This is a genomic window from Shimwellia pseudoproteus (genome assembly GCF_016415625.1).
Classification (GTDB): domain Bacteria; phylum Pseudomonadota; class Gammaproteobacteria; order Enterobacterales; family Enterobacteriaceae; genus Shimwellia; species Shimwellia pseudoproteus.
Map to the genome: position 1 here is coordinate 12,593 of NZ_WBXP01000020.1, position 19,290 is coordinate 31,882.

Consider the following 19,290-nt stretch of genomic DNA (forward strand, 5'->3'; position numbering starts at 1 on the left):
ATGGGCACTCTATCAATATACCCCTTAATCAAGTTTGGGGTAGGCGCGGGCAGAAAAAGGGGCGGTGGCGTAGCGTGGGGCAAATAAAGCAACGCCCCGGCCAGTGGCCGGGGCGTTGTGTGCAGGTGCTGCCTTACTTCTTTTTATTATGTGCGGCTAGTACGGATCAGGTAATCAAACGCGCTCAGTGACGCTTTTGCCCCTTCACCGGCAGCGATAATGATCTGTTTGTACGGTACGGTGGTGCAGTCCCCGGCGGCGAAAACACCTTTGACGCTGGTTTCACACTTAGCATCAATGATTATCTCGCCCATCTTGTTACGCTCTACCGCTTCGCCCAGCCAGCCGGTGTTCGGCAGCAGACCAATCTGTACGAAGATCCCCGCCAGCGCAATGTTATGCACATCACCGCTGACCCGATCGCGATATTCCAGCCCGGTCACCCGGGTGCCGTCGCCTTTCACTTCGGTGGTCTGGGCATTCAGCACAATATCAACATTGCCCAGGCTGCGGACTTTTTCCTGCAGCACCTGGTCCGCTTTCATTTCCGGCGCAAATTCGAGCAGGGTCACATGTTCAACGATACCGGCCAGATCGATAGCAGCTTCAACGCCGGAGTTACCGCCGCCGATCACCGCCACGCGTTTGCCTTTAAACAGCGGGCCATCGCAGTGCGGGCAATAGGTTACGCCTTTGGTACGGTATTGATCTTCGCCCGGCACGTTCATATTGCGCCATTTTGCCCCGGTGGCAATGATAACGCTGCGTGCTTTGAGCACCGCGCCGGATTCGGTTTCAATCTGGTGCAGGCCGCCTGCGGTACTGGCGGGAACAAAACGCGCCGCACTCTGGCTGTCGATAACGTCAATATCGTAATCATTAACGTGAGATTTCAGCGCCCCGGCCAGTTTTTCACCCTGGGTTTTCGGCACGGAAATGTAGTTTTCAATGTCCACGGTATCGAGGATCTGGCCGCCAAAGCGTTCGCCCATCAGACCGGTACGGATCCCTTTACGGGCAGAGTAAACCGATGCAGCAACCCCGGACGGGCCGCTACCAACGATCAGCACTTCGTAGGGCTCGCGGCTGCTCAGTTCACTGGCAGTCCGTTTTGCCGCCCCGGTATCCACCTTGCTGACTATCTCTGCCAGCGTCATGCGGCCCTGGCCAAATTCGTTGCCGTTCAGGAATACCGCCGGTACCCCCATGATATTCCGCTCGGTGATTTCGTTCTGATACACGCCACCGTCAATGGCGGTATGGCTCACCCGCGGGTTGAGGATAGCCATCAGGTTAAGGGCCTGAACAACATCCGGGCAGTTATGGCACGACAGTGAATAGTAGGTTTCAAAATGAAAATCCCCATCCAGATGACGCACCTGCTCCAGCAGATCCTGCGCCTCTTTTGACGGGTGCCCACCGGTCTGCAACAGGGCAAGAACCAGTGAGGTAAATTCGTGGCCCAGTGGCGAACCGGCAAAGCGCGGGCCGTGCTGGGAGCCTGGGTTAGTTATCAAGAATGAAGGTTTGCGAACCGCCAGCGTGTTGTCTTCACGGAAGGTGACTTTATCTGATAATTCGGCGATTTCTGCCAGAAGCTCCCTGATTTCCGCTGATTTTTGACCATCGTCCAGCGTAGCGACCAACTCAACAGGTTTGGTTAATCTCTCAAGATAGGCTTTGAGTTGGGTCTTCATAGTGGTGTCGAGCATAATATCTCCCTGGCAAAAAAAAACGGGTGACAAGCACCCGGTTAAAACATCAGGTTATCCAGATGGGCATGCAGCAAGTGGACAACGAACCAAAATCCCCGGCGACGAATGTGCCGGGGCGGTCACGGCGCTGCCATCATGTGGCATGCGGAGGGTGGATAACTTAGATTTTACCAACCAGGTCCAGTGATGGAGCCAGTGTTGCTTCGCCTTCTTTCCATTTAGCCGGGCAAACTTCACCTGGGTGAGCCGCAACATACTGCGCCGCTTTCACTTTACGCAGCAGGTCAGTCGCGTCGCGGCCGATACCTTCAGCGGTGACTTCGGTTGCCTGAATGATGCCCTGAGGGTCGACCAGGAAAGTACCGCGGTTAGCCAGACCTTCATCTTCACGCAGGATTTCAAAGTTACGGCACAGGGTACCGGTCGGGTCGCCGATCATCGCATATTTGATTTTGCCGATGGTATCGGAGCTGCCGTGCCATGCTTTATGGGTAAAGTGGGTATCGGTAGAAACGGAGTAGATGTCTACGCCCAGTTTTTCGAACTCGGCATAATGGTCAGCCAGGTCGCCCAGCTCGGTGGGGCAAACGAAGGTAAAGTCAGCCGGATAGAAGAAAAACACGCTCCAGCGGCCTTCAGTCTCTTTTTCTGTAACCTGTACGAATTCGCCGTTTTTGAATGCGTCGTTTTTGAACGGTTTAATTTTAGTATTAATCAAAGACATCTGTAACTTCCTCTATATGTTTCGTTGGGATGTAAAGTAATGGATTTATCGCATTTGCGCCAATGTGTTTGCCGTATCGAATCGATAAGCGCAGGCTAACAAACACTGCCATCTACCCGGGCAGTATTGTTACGTACCGAAACCATAACACACCACTTTCACACTCCCTGTGTAACGAATGCGTTATGCTCCGGTACGGTGCAGATGACCATTACCGGCATGCCTTTATGACCGCCGGTAATGTGATATATCCATTAATACCGTTAGTGATATGTAAGTGAAGCACACATATCATGCGGTATTACTTTACCATTCTCACCCAGTTTTTTAAGTATCACAACACCTGCCAGATATCCTGTTACACTCGAAGGCGGATATCCATCTTTAGAAATCTCATGGATGTACTTTATGAAAAAAATGTTTTTGCTCAGTCTTTTACTGCTGTCATCCGGGGCTACTGTGGCCCAGACCCTCGATCCCGCCACCCTACCGGCCCCGGTTCAGGGCATTGCCAAACAGGGCATCACTATCATTAAAAAATTTAATGCACCGGGCGGGATGACAGGTTATCTCGGCAAGTATCAGGATATGGGGGTAACCATTTACGTTACGCCGGACGGCAAACATGCGGTATCCGGCTATCTGTATGACGCGAATGGCAAAAACCTCAGCGAGCAGTTGATCAGCGATGAGCTCTACACCCCAGCGGGCCGGGAAATGTGGCAGAAGATGGCCAGCGCCCCCTGGATTGCCGATGGCAAAGCCAGCGCCCCGCACATTATTTATGTTTTTGCCGACCCCTTCTGCCCCTATTGCCATCAATTCTGGCAGCAGGCCCGCCCCTGGGTGGAGTCCGGCAAAGTGCAGATCCGCACACTGCTGGTGGGTGTGATTAAACCTGAAAGCGCCGGTTATGCCGCCGCCATCCTGGCCAGTAAAGATCCGGCCAAAGCCTGGCATGATCTTGAAAGCAGCAACGGAAAACTGAAAATCGCCCCCAGCGCGCAGGCATCCGCCGCCCAGGCTGACGCCATTAAGGGGAATACCGCACTGATGGATGCGCTGGGCGCCAGCGGCACCCCGGCTATCTACTATATGACTAAGGATCAGGTACTGCAGCAGGAAGTGGGGTTACCGGAGGCGGAAAAAATGCCGGTGATCATGGGGGATAAATAACCGTGCATACACCAACAGGCCGGGGGTGCACCCGGCCTGTGAGCAAGACTGCCTGTTGTGCTTAGTGCCCGGTAAAGGCCGATTTTTTCCCCGGCCCGCTAGCGGTGCCGGTTACACTGGCCCCGGCACTCACTTTATTGTCTTTGGCCTTACTAAAGCGGCGTGAGTACAGCGCGGTGATAATCGGCACCAGAATCGCGGTAACGATAACACTGGTCGCTACCAGCGCCGTTGCCGAGGCCGCTACCGGTTCAAACGCCGGGTTAATCTGGGCAATAATCACCGGGTTAGCCACCGCAGCCCCCGCTGCCGAAGAGGCGGCAATCCCGGCAGTACCGTTACCACCGCCTATCAGACGGTCAGCCAGAATCAGCGGAATACCGGTCACAATAATCACCCCAACCCCCAGCAGAATACCCAACAGGCCGGTATCAAGGATCACGCCGAGGTTAATAGTGTTACCCAGCGCGAAACCGAAGAACGGAATAAGCGTTGAGGTTGCCTTGCCAAAGAACTCACGCAGATCGTGGTCCAGGTTACCGAGCGCAAAACCGACCAGGAATGGCAGCACCGCGCCGATAAAGTGATGCGGTTCAAAGGTAGCCAGCCCGGCAGAACCGAGGATAACCATGGTCATCAGCGGGCCAGACTCCAGGGACATTAAAACAAACGCCCCCGCTTCTTCTTTCGAACCATATTGGTTCATCAGGCTGGCATAGAGCCCGCCGTTGGTCATATCCATCGCGGAGACAATGGCCAGGGTGGACAAGCCCGCGAACAGGCCAGCTTCAACACCGTGCTCGGGAATAAACGCCGCCGCAATCATTGCCACCACCCAGGCGGTCAGGATCTTGGTCAGCACCAGGGTGCCGGACTTACGCAATACTGTCCCGGTGGCCCGTAAATCAATAGAGGCACCGATACAAAAGAACCATACCGCCAGAATCGGTACCGTGCCAGAAATCATGCCTTTCGTGAAGGAACCAAAATAATTACCCGCGTCCGGCGCGAAGGTATTAACCATTGCGCCCAGTAATAAAGGAATCAACATCATTCCGCCGGGCATTTTTTCCATCGTCGCTTTGATTTTCATAAAAAACTCCAGAAAATGTTGCGTGGCTGAGTCACCAGAGATGCCAACAAGATTTATTTTCAATAAATTCAATAAGTTATAATTATTTAAAGGTTACAGAAAACCGTGCCACCATTAAAAACAGCAGCGTCAAATAATTAACTCAGTTATTTAATAATTTAAAAATGATTACCTGTTTTCCGCAAACCTCACGAACCATTTTAATTATCTGTTAATGATTCTGTTCCAGAACAAAACAATGATCAACATAAAACGAAACATTGTTTTATGTTTTATTGTGCAAATCACATTTTTAGTTTTCACGCGGGTTATAGCGATGAAAAAAACCGGATGACAGGCGGGAAAATACGGTGGGTAACACACAACAAAGAGGCACGGCCCGCGGAGGAAAACCGCCCGGGCCGGCGGGAAATCACAGCGCGCAAAGCTTACTGGCGGCAGCGTCCAGGGTGGCATTTTGCTTAGCAAAACACAGGCGAATCATGCGGTGTGGAAAGGGGCCGTCACAGAATACCGAAAGGGGGATTGCCGCCACGCCCACCTCTGTGGTCAGCCAGCGGCAGAAAGTGACATCATCGCTATCGGCGATGGCGGCGTAATCCGCCAGCAGAAAATAGGTCCCCTCACAGGGCAACAGTGTTAACCGGCTGCCCGCCAGGGCGCGAATAAAATGGTCGCGCTTTGCCTGGTAAAACGCCGGCAAATCGAGATAGTGCTCCGGGGCCGCCGCCAGCATATCCGCCAGCGCCAGCTGAGCCGGGGTATTGACCGCGAAAGTGAGATACTGGTGTACCTTACGCAGCTCGGCGCTGATGGCCGCCGGTGCAATGCAGTAGCCCACTTTCCAGCCGGTCATATGGTAGGTTTTACCAAACGATGACACCACCACACTGCGCTGGCGCAGCCCCGGATGGGATAACGCACTGCAATGGCCCTGAGGGGCGAAACAAATATGTTCGTAGACTTCATCACTGAGTAGGTAGATTTCACGCTCGCGGATCACCTGCCACAGGGCGGCAAAGTCCTCCGCCGGCCAGGTGGTGGCGGTGGGGTTATGCGGGGTGTTGATAATCACCAGCCGGGTGCGGTCCGATATCCGCGCCGCCAGCGCCCGGGCATCGAAGCGAAAAGCCGGTGGCTGCAACGCTATCCGCTGCACTACCCCACCCGCCAGCGCAACCGCCGGAGCGTAACTGTCATAACTGGGATCAAAGCAGATAACCTCATCACCGGGGCGCACCAGCGCCGTGATCGCGGCGAACAGCGCCTCCGTGGCCCCCGCGGTTACCGTCACCTCAGCGTCGGCATCTGGCCGGTGGTCATATAACCGGGCGGTTTTGTCGGCAATGGCCTGGCGTAACCCAGGCACCCCGGTCATTGGCGCGTACTGGTTGTGCCCCGCCGCCACATGCCAGGCCAGGCGCTCCTGAAGATACTGCGGGCCGTCAAAATCAGGGAACCCCTGAGAAAGATTGATCGCCTGGTGTTGCTGGGCCAGGGCGCTCATCTGGGTAAAAATAGTGGTACCGAGGTGGGGAAGTTTACTTTGCGGGATCAGGGGGATATCGCTCATAGCAGGTGGCCTTCACGGTGAATTAATTGTTATTTCACCACCTTAACACGGGGGAAGGCCCCTCACCACAGACGTCTATACGTCTTGAAAAAACATCATCTGCCGCGCCAGCACTCAGCAACAGCGGCCGCCATTTTTGCCGCCGTAGCGGGCATCCTGGCGCTCACGAAAAAAGTCCTCATAGGTCATTGGCGCCTGATCAGGGTGGTTAACCCGCATATGTTCCACATAATTATCGTAATCCGGCACCCCAACCATCAGCCGGGCAGTTTGCCCAAGGTAACGTCCTGCTTTCGCCAGCGTATCAAACATTATGGCTCCTCCGGTGGATGAAAGTCAGGCCGGTTTCCCGGCCTGACTGACAGATTAATGGACGCCTTTCGCCTCATCAACAATTTGCTGATAATTTTCCGGCATTGGCTGGTACGGCGTTTCCCGTGCCGTCGGCTGGTCGTTTCTCAGCGCTTTCAGTGCTGTTTTAATCGAGAACAGCCCCAGAACCACCACAACCACCATAAAGAAGATGGTCAGCCCGGCATCAAGACGGTTGTTAAACACCAGTTGCGCCAGTTGTGACTGGGTATACTGCGCCGGAATATTGCCGCTGTCGATCATCCCCTGGAACTTATTGGCCACCGCCAGGAAACCGACCCGCGCATCCGGGCTGAAGGCTTTCTGCCAGCCCGCCGTCAGGGTACAGATCAGCAGCCAGGCGGTCGGCACTAACGCCACCCAGGCATACCGCTGGCGTTTCATCTTGAACAGGACAACCGCACACAACATCAGCGCCATGGCGGCCAGCATCTGGTTGGCAATACCGAACAGCGGCCACAGGGTGTTAATACCGCCCAGTGGGTCCACCACCCCCTGATGGAGGAAGTAACCCCACGCCAGTACACAGAGCCCGGTTGCCAGCAGGTTAGCCGGTAACGAATCGGTGCGTTTCAGGCCCGGGGAAACCACACCCAGCAGATCCTGGAGCATAAAGCGCGCCGAACGGGTACCGGCATCCACCGCCGTCAGAATAAACAGCGCTTCAAACAGGATGGCAAAGTGATACCAGAAAGAGACATCCATCAGGCCGCCCAGGGCACCGTGCAGGATATAAGCCATCCCCACCGCCAGGGTCGGCGCACCGCCCGCGCGGGAGATAATGCTCTGTTCGCCGACATCGCTGGCAATCTGGTGCAGCACATCCGGGGTTATCTGGAAGCCCCAGCCACTCACCACCTGGGCCGCCGACGCCACCACATCGGCAGTGCCTGCCGGTGCCAGCACCGCCATTGGGCTGTTCATGGCGAAGTAGACGCCCGGGTCAATCACACAGGCCGCCACCAGCGCCATGATTGCCACGAAGGACTCCATCAACATACCGCCATAGCCAATCAGGCACGCCTGATTTTCGTTGGCCAGCATTTTCGGCGTCGTCCCGGAGGCTATCAGCGCGTGGAAGCCGGACACCGCGCCACAGGCGATGGTGATAAACAGGAACGGGAACAGATCCCCCGCCCACACCGGGCCAGTACCATCAATAAACCGGGTCAGCGACGGCATTTGCAGGGTCGGGCGCATGATAAGAATACCGATGGCCAGGCCAACAATGGTGCCGATTTTGAGGAAGGTAGACAAATAGTCCCGGGGGGCCAGCAGCAGCCACACCGGCAGAACCGCCGCCACAAACCCATAACCTACCAGGATCCAGGTCAGCTGCACGCCGGTATAGTCAAAATACGGCGCCCATGCCGGGTTCTCTGCGACCCAGCCACCGGAAATAATGGCAAAAACCAGCATCACCAGGCCGATGATTGACACTTCGCCAATCCGCCCCGGGCGAATATAGCGGGTGTAGACCCCCATAAACAGCGCCAGCGGAATGGTAAAGGCGACGGTGTACGTCCCCCAGGGGCTGTGGGTGAGCGCTTTCACCACGATCATCGCCAGTACCGCAAGGATAATCACCATGATCATAAAGCAGGCCACCAGGGCAATCACCCCGGCGGTGTTGCCCATCTCTTCTTTGACCAGCTCTCCCAGGGAACGGCCATCCCGGCGGGTAGAGACAAACAGCACCATAAAATCCTGCACCGCCCCGGCCAGTACCACCCCGGCCAGCAGCCAGAGCATGCCCGGCAGGTAGCCCATCTGCGCCGCCAGCACCGGCCCTACCAGTGGCCCTGCCCCGGCAATGGCGGCAAAATGGTGACCGAACAGCACTTTCTTATCGGTTGGCACATAATCGAGGCCATCATTATGGCGTACCGCCGGTGTCATGCGGGTGGCGTCAACAGACAACACCCGTTTGGCAATAAACAGCCCGTAATAGCGGTAGGCAATCAAATAGACGCATACCGAGGCCACGACAATCCATAACGCATTGATCTGTTCACCGCGGTTTAGCGCGATGTACCCGAGTGAGAATGCTCCCAGCAATGAGAGCACCACCCAGATAAGGTATTTCCCTGATTTATTCATATCTGTCGCCCATGTTTTTCCCAATAGCCTGTAATACAAAGTTACAAAGTGATCTAAAGCATTTGCCGAAAATTAACAATATCGAAACACAACAAAACGGCTTTTCAGGGGGCTTTTTGGTGAGACTTGTTACGGGGATCACTTGCTGTGCTTAGCAAAAGAAGGGAGTTACCGGCAGAGCGTGCTAAATAACTTACTGGAAAACAAGCGTTCTTGAGAGGGGGCAAATCATGCGCCGGCAGCGCGGAAAGCCACATATCGCGCCAGCATCATGCGGGTGATGCTGGCGCGGTTATTAACCCAGGATGGCGGTGGACAAGCGGCTGGTACAGCAGCGCCGGTCGCGTTCATCGTAAATGGCAATATCCCAGGTCTGGCTGTTTTTGCCCAGATGCAGCGGCGTACAAACCCCGCGCACCACACCGCCGGTCACCGCCCGGTGATGGGTGGCGCTTATCTCCGTGCCCACCACACACTGCCCCGGCTGGCTGGTGAGAAAACCGGCCATCGAGCCGAGGGTTTCGGCCAGGGCCGCAGAGGCGCCGCCGTGTAACAGACCAAACGGCTGCACCGTGCGGATATCCACCGGCATCTCCGCCTCCAGGCTGTTATCCGTCAGGCGGGTATAACGGATCCCGAGGTTTTCCACCAGGGTACCGGCGTTCATCTCGTTCAGGGCATCGAGGGTTAACGGACGTTTCCAGATCATCTCAGGCCCCCAGGGTAGAGCCGCCGTCAATCACGATATCCTGTAGCGTGATATGGCTGGCGCGGGGTGACGCGAGGAACAGTACGGTGTCGGCAATCTCCCGGGGTTTGGCGATTTTCCCCAGCGGGATCCCCAGTTTAAACTGCCCGGCGTAGCCGCGAATCCGCTGTTGCTCCGCATCCGCAGAGGCCCACATCCCGCGCTGCATATCGGTATCCGTGGAGCCAGGCGACACCAGATTACAGCGCACGCCGTGCTGTGCCAGCTCCAGCCCCACCGTCAGCGTCAGGCTTTTCAGGGCGGCTTTGGAGGCACCATACGCCGACATCCCGATGCGCGGTGTATGGGCGGCGTCAGAGGCGACGGTGACAATCGCCCCCTTGCCCTGGGCGCGAAAGCAAGCCATGGTGTTGCGGAACAGGTTAAACGCGCCGCCGACATTAATGGCGAAGGTGTCGTTCCAGTCTGCATCGCTTAAGCTGTCGGTGGCCCCCATGCGCAAAATCCCGGCGGCATTGACCAGCACATCCAGCCGCGGCTGCTCTGCCAGTTGCTGTTGGCATACTGCCGCTACCTGGCCGGCATTCGCCACATCCAGCACCACGGTGCTGAACGGGTAGTCCGCCTGCGGGAAGGCGAGATCAAACCCGGTAACCTGCGCCCCGGCTTGCTGAAAAGCCAGTGCCGTCTGGTAGCCAATCCCCTTCCCGGCCCCGGTTACCCAGACATACTGGCCGCTGAATTCCCCGCTCATGGCTGTGGCTCCCGTGACAACAGCGCCCACCAGGCATCGAGGGTCGGTGTCTTCGCCAGCATCACAAAATCAATATCGCCGTGGGCTTTGCGCCATTTAGCCGCCAGGGACATCATGCGTACCGAATCCAGCCCGTAGTCGATGAGGTTCTCGTCATTTTCCGGTTGTTCGTCTTCATCCAGCAACGGCAGGATCATGGCGCGTAACGCCTCCTGCGTGGCGGGCAACGCATCAGCCGCGGATAACAGCTCGCGGGTCAGCACCACCCGGCCACTGCGCCCGGCGGTATATTTCAGGGCCATCAGATGCTCGTCGCGGCTGAAGTCACCCAGCGCATCCGCCACCATAAACGGCTGAATGTCGCGCATAAACGCGTCGGTGGCGGTAGTCATGCAGCCGATATGGGCATACACCCCGCAAATCAGCAACTGGTCCCGGCCACTCTCTTTCAGCGCCTGCTCCAGCGGGGAGCGGATAAACGCGCTGTAACGCCACTTCACCAGCACCGTGTCGTCGGCCTCCGGGGCCAGGGCAGCAATAATGGTTTTCTGCGCCGGGTGCTGGTTGATACCTGGCCCCCACATATCGTTCAGCAGGGCGCGATCGGCATCGCTCTGGTTATCCGGCTGGGCGGTGTAATACACCGGGATCCCCTGCTGTTTGCAGAACTGGCGCAGGGCGACGATATTCGCCACCATCTGGGCAATCATTGGGTCTTCCGGGGCCCAGAAATTAATAAAGTAATCCTGCATATCGTGGATCAACAGCGCCGCCCGGGACGGGTCAAACCCCCACGTCACTTTGCCGTCAGGAATATCAGCCGCTACCGGCAGCGCATAGCCGGTCAGTTTTGGAATTGCCATTATCTTCTCCTCTATTACCGGGCCAGTTGATGGTCAGCGATGATCTGGCGCAGGCGTTTTTTATCGACTTTACCCACCGCGGTCAGCGGCAGATCCGGCACCATTTCTACCCGGTCCGGCAATTTAAATTCCGCCACGCCCAGCTCACGCAAATAACGACGGATCTCAACGGCCCGCAGCGGGCGGTGGCCGACAATAAATGCGCAGCTCTTCTCCCCCATCAGTTCGTCTTCCATTGAGACCAGCGCCGCATGCAGGATAGCCTCATGGCGCAGCAGCAAGTTTTCGACTTCTTCGGCGGCGATCTTCTCGCCCCCGCGGTTGATCTGATCTTTTTCCCGGCCAACCACGCGGATATTGCCGTCCTCACCGACGACAATCAGATCCCCGGAACCGTAAAATCCTTCGCGGTCAAAGGCCCGGGCATTGTGTTCCGGGCTGCGATAGTAACCACGGAAGGTATAGGGGCCACGGGTCATCAGCCGCCCTTCAGTGCCTGGCGGTAAAATATTACCGTCCTCATCCACCACCCGAACTTCATCATCCGGGCACATTGGCCGCCCCTGCGTGGTGAAAATCACCTCATCGCTGTCGTCCAGCCGGGTGTAGTTCACCAGCCCTTCCGCCATACCAAAGACCTGCTGTAACTGGCAGCCAATCTCCGCCGGGATCCGCCGGGCGAGCGCTTCCGATAACCGCGCCCCGCCCACCTGCAATAAGGTCAGGGTGGATAAGTTGGCCTGTACGCCGTCTCGCAGGGCCTGGAGCCACAGGCTCACCGCCGGGGGAACCAGAGCCGTATGGGTGATCTGCTGCTGTTCGATTATCGGGAAGCAGCGAGTCGGGCTGGGGTCCGCCGCCAGGACCAGAGTGCCACCGCCATAAAAGACCCCCAGCCAACCCGGGGAGCTCATGGCATAGTTATGGGCCGCCGGAATAGCACACAGGAAACGGGTCGCGGCGTTAAAGCCGCAGATTTCAACGCTGCGGCGAATACTGTAGTAGTAATCATTGTGGGTACGGGGGATCAGTTTCGGTGTCCCGGTGCTGCCGCCGGACAACTGGAAGAACGCCACTTCCCCGGGCTGGCTGGCGCCGTTCACCGGGGTCTGCTGGGGTTCATCAATCCAGCCACTCAGATCGCGTTCACCGCCGTCGTTGAGCAGCGCCACGGTGGCCAGCCCCGGCAGGCGGGATTGTAGCGCCGTAATATAGTGGTCATCCCGGAACAGGGCATGTTGACGATCCGCCACCAGCAGTACCGGCTCAATCTGGCCCGCATAGGCGTCCAGCTCGGTCCGCTGGTGGCTGAATAGCGCATTGACCGGCGCCACGCCTATCCGCAACAGCGCAAACAGGGTAATGCACAATTCCGCGTTATTACCCAACTGCACCAGGGCGGTGTCACCGGTGGTCAGCCCGCGCCGCTGGAATGCCCCGGCGAGACGGTTTACTGCCTGATGCAGTTCCCGATAGCGGTACTGGCGTTCGCCATCAATCAGTGCAACGGCATCACTGTGCTGATGCCGGTCAAGAATATCCCCGAGGGGCAAATCCACCCAGTAGCCCCGGGCCCGGTAATGCCGGGCTAAATCTTCCGGCCAGTGGTTAAATTCAATCGCCATGACGGTTGTCCTTACTTAAGCCCTAATACATTTAACATGGTGCCCAGTTTTGCCCCGGTCTCCCGCCATTCTGATTCGGGGGAAGAGTCCGGCACGATCCCGGCCCCGGCAAACAGGCGAATGTGCTCACCACGCAGGTGAGCGCTGCGAATGGTGACCGCCCATTCACCGTTGCCCTGTTCGTCACACCAGCCAACAATGCCGCCAAACAGGCCGCGATCAAACGGCTCCAGCTCGGCAATCAGTTGCATCGCCTGCTGGTGTGGGAAACCGCTCAGGGCGGGGGTCGGATGCAGCAGACAGGCCAGAGCCAGCACGCTGGCCGCACTCTCGCCTTCAATCGCCGAGGCCAGATGCCATAAGGTTGGCGTGGTGATCAGGGAGGGCTGGGCAGGTACGGCCAGACACTGCGCCAGGGGCTGTAACTGCTGGCGCATGGCGTCAATAACCAGCGCGTGTTCATGACGGTCTTTAGCGGACTGCATCAAAGCGTCCCCGATCTGCGCATCGCGCACCGGATCATCCCGATCACGACGGGCGGTCCCCGCCAGCGGCAGCGAGCTGAACACGCGGCCGGTTTTACGCACTAACAGTTCCGGGCTGGCCCCCAGCAATACGCCGCCATCCGCCAGCGGCACGTGGAAATTAAAACTGGTGGGGTTCTGGGCCATCAGGCGGCCCATGATAGTGCGGCTGTCCGGCGCCGCCGTGCAGCGAATATCAATCAGCCGGGAGAGCACCACCTTGTCAATACCCGGCTGGCGGGTGGCGCTGGCCCCCCGCGCCACCATATGCGTAAAAACATCATGACCGGGGATCTCCACCCGCAAGACCGGTGCCGGCAAGGGCCAGCCACTAGCGGCCGCAAAGCGCTGGGCCGCCTGTCGGGGAGTCATGTCCTGATAGGACGCGGGAATAAACAATTCACTGGGCTGACGGGTATCAAACGGAATCGCCCCCACCACCAGCGGATGGTCAATACCTGCGGCGCGGGCGTCACCAAACGCACGGGCCAGTTGCTGGCTAAACGGGCTACGGGGATCGGCCCCGGCCTGGGCTGGCGTCGCAATGCGCCGGAAACACCCTGATGTAATAAAACTGCGCAACGGTGAGATAAAGCCAAAACTGTCTTGTGCGGGCATTGTCGCCCCCTCTGACCGTTCTTCCTTTAAAAGTGTATCCATGCACCCTCCAACGTAAACGATAAGGTGATTAATAATAATTATCATTTGTATTTTGGAGCGTAACGTAAGTGTTACGTTGCCTGGTGTCAACCACTGCACCGCAGATTTCCCTGAATTGCCCCTTGTGCTTTACCGGCTCAGCGATGAAAATGAGACGTATTCCCAGCCAAATAAGAGAGATAACACCCGTGACTCCGCCGATGATTCTGCGTGCGGCAATGACTGCCGCCACGCTCTTTTTCTGTTCGTTTATCACGCCATCCCACGCCGATAGCGACTGGCCGCGTACCGTTACCGACATCAAAGGCAGCCACGTTCTGGCCCAGGCGCCGGTGCGTATTGTCTCTACCAGTGTCACCCTGACCGGCTCCCTGCTGGCGCTGGATGCGCCGGTGATCGCCAGCGGCGCGACCACACCCAATAACCGGGTGGCGGATAGCCAGGGGTTCCTGCGCCAGTGGGGGAAGATTGCCAAACAGCGTCATCTGACCCGGTTGTACATTGGGGAAGCCAACGCCGAGGCGATAGCCGCCCAAATGCCGGATCTTATCCTGATCAGCGCCACCGGGGGGGATTCGGCGCTGCCGCTGTATGATCAGCTCTCGGCCATCGCCCCGACCCTGGTCATTAACTATGACGACAAAAGCTGGCAGCAGTTACTGACCCAACTGGGTACCATTACCGGCCATGAAAAACAGGCCGCCGCGCGAATTGCCGAGTTCAATGCACAACTGGCGAAAGCCCGCCAGCACATCACCCTGCCCCCCCAGCCAGTGAGCGCCCTGGTTTATACCCCCGCCGCACACAGCGCCAACCTGTGGACCAGCGAGTCCGCCCAGGGCCAGATGCTGCATCAGTTAGGGTTTCAGTTAGCCAGCCTGCCGGAGACGCTCAAACCCAGTACCAGCATGGGTAAACGCCATGACATCGTGCAACTGGGAGGGGAAAATCTGGCCAGCGGCCTGAACGGCCAGTCTCTGCTGCTGTTTGCGAATAATGACCAGGACGCGACGGCCCTGAGCCACGATCCGCTGCTGGCCCATATTCCGGCGGTACAACACCACCAGGTATGGGCGCTGGGCACCGAAACGTTCCGCCTCGATTACTACAGCGCCACGCTGATTCTGGAACGGTTAACCACCCTGTTCGGCTCGTGATGACTTACCGCCAGCGGCATCCGCTGCTGGCGGTTGCTGACGTAACCCGCGTAACTGCACAAACAGCAGGGTCAGCACAATCGCCACAATAGCCAGCGCCGTGCCGGACATGCTGGCCGCCCACTGAGGGGTCACCAGGCTGGCGAGGCTCCCCAATAATACCGCCCCAATCGCATCCCCGGTGACATTCTGGGCAGTCCACAATCCGTTGATTCGCCCCAGCATCTCATCCGGGGTATGGCGCTGAATCAGGGTGTACTGCAACAGGGAGCTTATCCCGCTCAGATAACCAAACACCGCCAGCAATACCGCCCCGGCCACCCACACCGGCATCACGCTAAATAGCCCGATGGCGACAAATGCACCGATACTGCTCAACAGCAGCAGTAGCCCCGGGCGGCTGTATAGCGCCAGACGGCCACTGGTCAGGGCCCCGGTGGCGGCCCCCAGCGGCACGGCGGCATACAATAGGCCGATTTGCGCGGTGGTCATCTGCCAGCCCTGCGCCAGGGCCGGGTACAGCACCCGCACCGCCGTCGCCATAGTCAGCAGCGCGCCAGTCAGCGCAATCCCCCCCACCAGCGGATGGCGGAGCAAAAACGCAATACCGCTCCCCAGGGCACGCAGTGGATGGATGCGGGGCATCTCCGGCGGCAGTAGCGTCGGCAGCCTGAGCAGGGTTACACAGGTAATTAACGTGCCAAAAGCGGCTAAGCCATAGTTCCAGGCCGGGCCACCCCAGGCCAGCAGCAGCCCGCCGCACAGGGGGGAAATAACCGATCCCAGGCGAACGGTCAGCATGGTTATCGCCCCGGCCTGCATCAGATTCTCACGCCCTACCAGGGCCGGAGTGGCCGCCAGCAGCGCAGTCACCCCGATGGAGGCAAATAACCCGTCCCAGATCCCCAGCAGATAAATCACCACCAGGGAGGGAGCGGGCAACATGGCGTTGACCGCCAGACCAACAAAGCCCAGCCCACACGCCCCTCTGGCCAGCAGGATAAGGCGGCGGCGCTCGTAACGATCCGCCAGTACCCCGCCCATCATCAGGCCGATAAACATCGTGCTGCCGGTAAGGGTCACCGCCAGCCCCACCTGGAACGGGGAACCGGTCATCGCCTGGATTTGTACCGGGATCCCCACGCCTAACAACCCCAGCGATAAAATGGAAATAAAACGGGCAATAAACACCGCCCGGAAGGCAGGATGGGTCTTTAACAGGCTGAGATTAATCAATAAAGAATGTTGGTTCATTACATGGCCTTAGCAAAATTTTCCTTACCATCAACGTGGTCGCTCATGCTACCATAACAAACCGAAGTGATAACGATAATAAATATCATTATTAATTATCAGGATGAGTCTTATGCGCCGTTTTCAGCCAGTGCCCCGGGCAGCGATTCTGGCCGGCTTACTGGTACTACTGGTGGTGATGTCGGTGGTCAGCCTGACCACCGGCGCCCAGTCGATACCCGCCGCCATCGTCAGGGATGCCCTGTTTACTACCTGCCAGACACCCGAATGCACCATCGTTCTGGACGCCCGCGTCCCCCGAACCCTGGCGGGGATGGTGGCCGGTGCCGCCCTCGGCCTCGCGGGGGCATTAATGCAAACCCTTACCCGCAACCCGCTGGCGGACCCCGGTCTGCTGGGGGTTAACTCGGGGGCCAGTTTTGCCATTGTGCTGGGGGCCGCGTTCTGGGGCTTTACGTCACCGCTGTCAATGATGGCGATGGCCTTTGCCGGGGCACTGGTGGCCTCACTCACGGTGGCCCTTACCGGCAGCCAGGGGGGCGGGCAACTCAGCCCGGTACGCCTGACCCTGGCCGGTGTAGCCCTGGCGGCGGTGCTGGAGGGGCTGAGTAACGGTATCGCCCTGCTGAATCCCGACGTCTACGATCAGCTGCGCTTCTGGCAGGCGGGCTCCCTGGATATCCGCACCCTTATCACCCTCAAAGCCGCCCTGATCCCGATGCTGTCCGGCTGTGGGATTGCCCTGCTGGCCAGCCGGGCCCTGAACAGCCTGAGTATGGGCACCGATACCGCCACCGCCCTCGGTAACCGGGTGGTAGGTACCCAGGTCGCGGGGCTGGTAGCGGTCACTCTACTGTGTGGCAGTGCCACCGCCATTACCGGACCGATTGCGTTTATCGGCCTGATGATGCCGCATCTGGCCCGCTGGCTGGTGGGGCCGGACCACCGCTGGATCTTACCCACCACACTGCTGGCGACCCCATCACTGCTATTACTGGCAGACGTTATTGGCCGGGTGATTGTGCCCGGTGAACTGCGGGTGGCCATTGTCAGCGCCTTTATTGGCGCCCCGGTGTTGATCTATCTGGTGCGCCGTCGCCGCAGCGGGGGGTGGTCATGAAGATGCCTGTATCCCGGCTCGCCGTGGCCGTGGCCGCCCTGTGCCTTGGGGCGCTGGCGCTGGTCTGGTGGAGCCTGGCCGGGGGGACCATTGCGCTGTCCGGGCAACAACTGTATAGCGTGCTCACCGGCAGCGCACCGCGCAATCTGCAACTGATCGTGGTGGAGTGGCGCCTGCCGCGGATTCTCCTCGCCCTGTTAATTGGCGCGGCGTTAGGGGTCAGCGGCGCAATTTTCCAGTCGTTACTGCGCAACCCGCTGGGCAGCCCGGATGTGATGGGCTTTAACGCCGGAGCCTGGAGCGGGGTGCTGGTGGCAATGGTCTTTTTTGGCCAGCAGAGTACCGCAGTGGCGATGGCGGCCATGGCGGGCGGGATTATCAGCGCCCTGGTGGTCTGGTCATTCGCCTGGCGCGGCGGTATTGATACCTTCCGGCTGATTATTATCGGTATTGGGGTGCGGGCGATGCTGCTGGGGATCAATACCTGGTTGTTACTGCACGCCTCACTGGATACCGCCATATCTGCCGGACTGTGGAATGCCGGCTCCCTGAATGGCCTGACCTGGAGTAAATCATTTCCCTCTGCCCCGCTGTTGCTAATCGCACTGCTGGCGGTGGCGCTGCTGGCCCGCCGCCTGCGGATGCTGGAAATGGGGGATGACAGCGCCTGCGCCCTCGGGGTGCCTGTTGAGCGCTCGCGCCTGTTGCTGATGCTGGCGGCAGTTATCCTGACCGCCGCCGCCACCGCGCTGGCCGGGCCCATTTCATTTGTGGCCCTGGTGGCCCCGCATATTGCCCGCCGCCTGTCCGGCAGCGTGCGTTATGGTCTGGCCCAGGCGGCGCTGTGTGGCGCGGTGCTGTTGCTGGGGGCGGACCTGTGTGCCCAGCGCCTGTTTTTACCCTACCAACTGCCGGTTGGCGTGATTACCGTCAGCATCGGCGGTATCTACCTTATTGTGTTACTGATTCAGGAGTCCCGTAAACGATGAGCCAGATTGTCGAGCCCCGCTTAAGCGGCAATGCCTTAACCCTCGGCTACGGGAAACATATTGTGGCAGACGGGCTGACTGTCGCCATCCCGGAGGGCAAATTTACCGCGATTATCGGCCCCAATGGCTGCGGGAAATCCACCTTACTGCGCACCCTGAGCCGTCTGATGAAGCCCCTGGCCGGTGAGGTATTGCTGGACGGGGAAGCCATTGCCGGGTTGCCCACCAAAAGTGTGGCGCGCAAAATTGGCCTGCTGGCCCAGAATGCCCGTACCCCGGAAGATATCAGCGTGCGGGAACTGGTGATGCGCGGGCGTTACCCGCACCAGCCGCTGTTTAGCCGCTGGCGCCCGGAAGATGAACAGCAGGTCCAGAAGGCCATGCAGGCGACCGGAATCCGTGATCTGGCGGATCGCCCGGTGGATAATCTCTCCGGTGGCCAGCGCCAGCGGGTGTGGATTGCCATGGTGCTGGCCCAGCAAACCGATATTCTGCTGCTTGATGAGCCCACCACCTGGCTGGACATCAGCCACCAGATCGATCTGATGGAGCTGTTAAGCCAGCTGAACCAGGAGAAGGGCTATACCCTGGCGGCGGTACTGCACGATCTGAACCAGGCCTGCCGCTATGCCAGCCATTTGATTGCCTTGCGGGACGGGAAGATTGTTGCCGAGGGGGATCCGCGGGACATCGTCACCGCCGAATTAATTGAAGCCATCTACGGCATGCAGTGCCTGATTATTACCGACCCGGTGGCCGGTACGCCGCTGGTGGTGCCCCTGGGGCGCCATGGGCGGTAGTGGCCCGGGGTAACATCACGCCCCCCGGGCCGCCAGGTTAACAGCCCCCCAGCAGAGGCACCCCACTACCCGGGTGCCTCGG

General features: G+C 58.5%; 17 protein-coding genes. 5 read left to right on the forward strand and 12 right to left on the reverse strand.

From position 1 onward, the window contains the following. Positions 1-146 precede the first annotated feature (146 nt). Together ahpF and ahpC are read right to left on the reverse strand one after the other, a co-directional pair. A complete protein-coding gene (gene ahpF, locus F9C28_RS10685) occupies positions 147-1,712 on the reverse strand; it encodes an alkyl hydroperoxide reductase subunit F (protein WP_199015295.1) in 1,566 nt (521 codons plus the stop codon). Between the two features lie 163 nt (positions 1,713-1,875). After that, complete coding sequence (gene ahpC / locus F9C28_RS10690; protein ID WP_199015297.1) at positions 1,876-2,439, reverse strand: alkyl hydroperoxide reductase subunit C; 564 nt, start codon at positions 2,437-2,439, stop codon at positions 1,876-1,878. Positions 2,440-2,847: 408 nt separating this feature from the next. On the opposite strand from ahpC, the gene dsbG reads away from it, so the two are divergent. Then, positions 2,848-3,615, forward strand: a complete 768-nt coding sequence (dsbG, locus tag F9C28_RS10695; protein WP_199015298.1) for a thiol:disulfide interchange protein DsbG — start codon at positions 2,848-2,850, stop codon at positions 3,613-3,615. A gap of 61 nt (positions 3,616-3,676) precedes the next feature. On the opposite strand, the gene kdgT is transcribed toward dsbG, so the two are convergent. The 9 genes from kdgT to F9C28_RS10740 form a co-directional block, all read right to left on the reverse strand. Beyond that, positions 3,677-4,708: a 2-keto-3-deoxygluconate transporter gene (gene kdgT / locus F9C28_RS10700; RefSeq protein ID WP_199015299.1), complete on the reverse strand. Its 1,032-nt coding sequence runs from the start codon at positions 4,706-4,708 to the stop codon at positions 3,677-3,679. A 412-nt stretch (positions 4,709-5,120) separates the two neighbouring features. Further along, complete coding sequence (locus F9C28_RS10705; protein WP_199015343.1) at positions 5,121-6,266, reverse strand: pyridoxal phosphate-dependent aminotransferase; 1,146 nt, start codon at positions 6,264-6,266, stop codon at positions 5,121-5,123. Between the two features lie 129 nt (positions 6,267-6,395). Then, on the reverse strand, positions 6,396-6,593 hold the full coding sequence (locus F9C28_RS10710) for a YbdD/YjiX family protein (RefSeq protein WP_199015300.1): 198 nt from the start codon (positions 6,591-6,593) through the stop codon (positions 6,396-6,398). 54 nt (positions 6,594-6,647) lie between these two features. Next, positions 6,648-8,753 carry a pyruvate/proton symporter CstA gene (cstA, locus tag F9C28_RS10715; protein ID WP_199015301.1) on the reverse strand — a complete coding sequence of 702 codons (2,106 nt, stop codon included), beginning with the start codon at positions 8,751-8,753 and terminating at the stop codon, positions 6,648-6,650. Between the two features lie 295 nt (positions 8,754-9,048). Continuing rightward, complete coding sequence (locus F9C28_RS10720) at positions 9,049-9,462, reverse strand: hotdog fold thioesterase (RefSeq protein WP_199015302.1); 414 nt, start codon at positions 9,460-9,462, stop codon at positions 9,049-9,051. Position 9,463: 1 nt separating this feature from the next. Then, positions 9,464-10,216: a 2,3-dihydro-2,3-dihydroxybenzoate dehydrogenase gene (gene dhbA / locus F9C28_RS10725; protein ID WP_199015303.1), complete on the reverse strand. Its 753-nt coding sequence runs from the start codon at positions 10,214-10,216 to the stop codon at positions 9,464-9,466. Next, positions 10,213-11,079 carry an isochorismatase family protein gene (locus F9C28_RS10730; RefSeq protein ID WP_199015304.1) on the reverse strand — a complete coding sequence of 289 codons (867 nt, stop codon included), beginning with the start codon at positions 11,077-11,079 and terminating at the stop codon, positions 10,213-10,215. Before F9C28_RS10730 ends, dhbA begins: the two co-directional genes overlap by 4 nt. Positions 11,080-11,093: 14 nt before the next feature. Further along, the gene (locus tag F9C28_RS10735) at positions 11,094-12,704 is read right to left on the reverse strand and encodes a (2,3-dihydroxybenzoyl)adenylate synthase (protein ID WP_199015305.1); all 1,611 of its coding nucleotides are present in this window, start codon (positions 12,702-12,704) and stop codon (positions 11,094-11,096) included. A gap of 11 nt (positions 12,705-12,715) precedes the next feature. After that, a complete protein-coding gene (locus F9C28_RS10740; RefSeq protein ID WP_199015306.1) occupies positions 12,716-13,888 on the reverse strand; it encodes an isochorismate synthase in 1,173 nt (390 codons plus the stop codon). A 218-nt stretch (positions 13,889-14,106) separates the two neighbouring features. Here F9C28_RS10740 and fepB point away from each other — a divergent pair, with 218 nt between their 5' ends. After that, positions 14,107-15,045 carry a Fe2+-enterobactin ABC transporter substrate-binding protein gene (gene fepB, locus F9C28_RS10745; RefSeq protein WP_233149027.1) on the forward strand — a complete coding sequence of 313 codons (939 nt, stop codon included), beginning with the start codon at positions 14,107-14,109 and terminating at the stop codon, positions 15,043-15,045. Here fepB and entS read toward each other — a convergent pair. Next, entirely contained in the window at positions 15,022-16,299 is a 1,278-nt protein-coding gene (entS, locus tag F9C28_RS10750) for an enterobactin transporter EntS (RefSeq protein WP_199015307.1), read from the reverse strand. The genes fepB and entS overlap by 24 nt on opposite strands. A 112-nt stretch (positions 16,300-16,411) precedes the next feature. On the opposite strand from entS, the gene fepD reads away from it, so the two are divergent. From fepD to F9C28_RS10765, 3 genes are read left to right on the forward strand one after another with little or no spacing between them, the layout of a single operon-like run. Beyond that, entirely contained in the window at positions 16,412-17,419 is a 1,008-nt protein-coding gene (gene fepD / locus F9C28_RS10755; protein WP_199015308.1) for a Fe(3+)-siderophore ABC transporter permease, read from the forward strand. Between the two features lie 2 nt (positions 17,420-17,421). After that, a complete protein-coding gene (gene fepG / locus F9C28_RS10760) occupies positions 17,422-18,408 on the forward strand; it encodes an iron-enterobactin ABC transporter permease (protein ID WP_199015345.1) in 987 nt (328 codons plus the stop codon). Continuing rightward, positions 18,405-19,208, forward strand: coding sequence for an ATP-binding cassette domain-containing protein (locus tag F9C28_RS10765; RefSeq protein WP_199015309.1), 804 nt, complete (start codon positions 18,405-18,407; stop codon positions 19,206-19,208). The genes fepG and F9C28_RS10765 overlap by 4 nt, the downstream gene beginning before the upstream one ends. Positions 19,209-19,290: the final 82 nt, after the last annotated feature.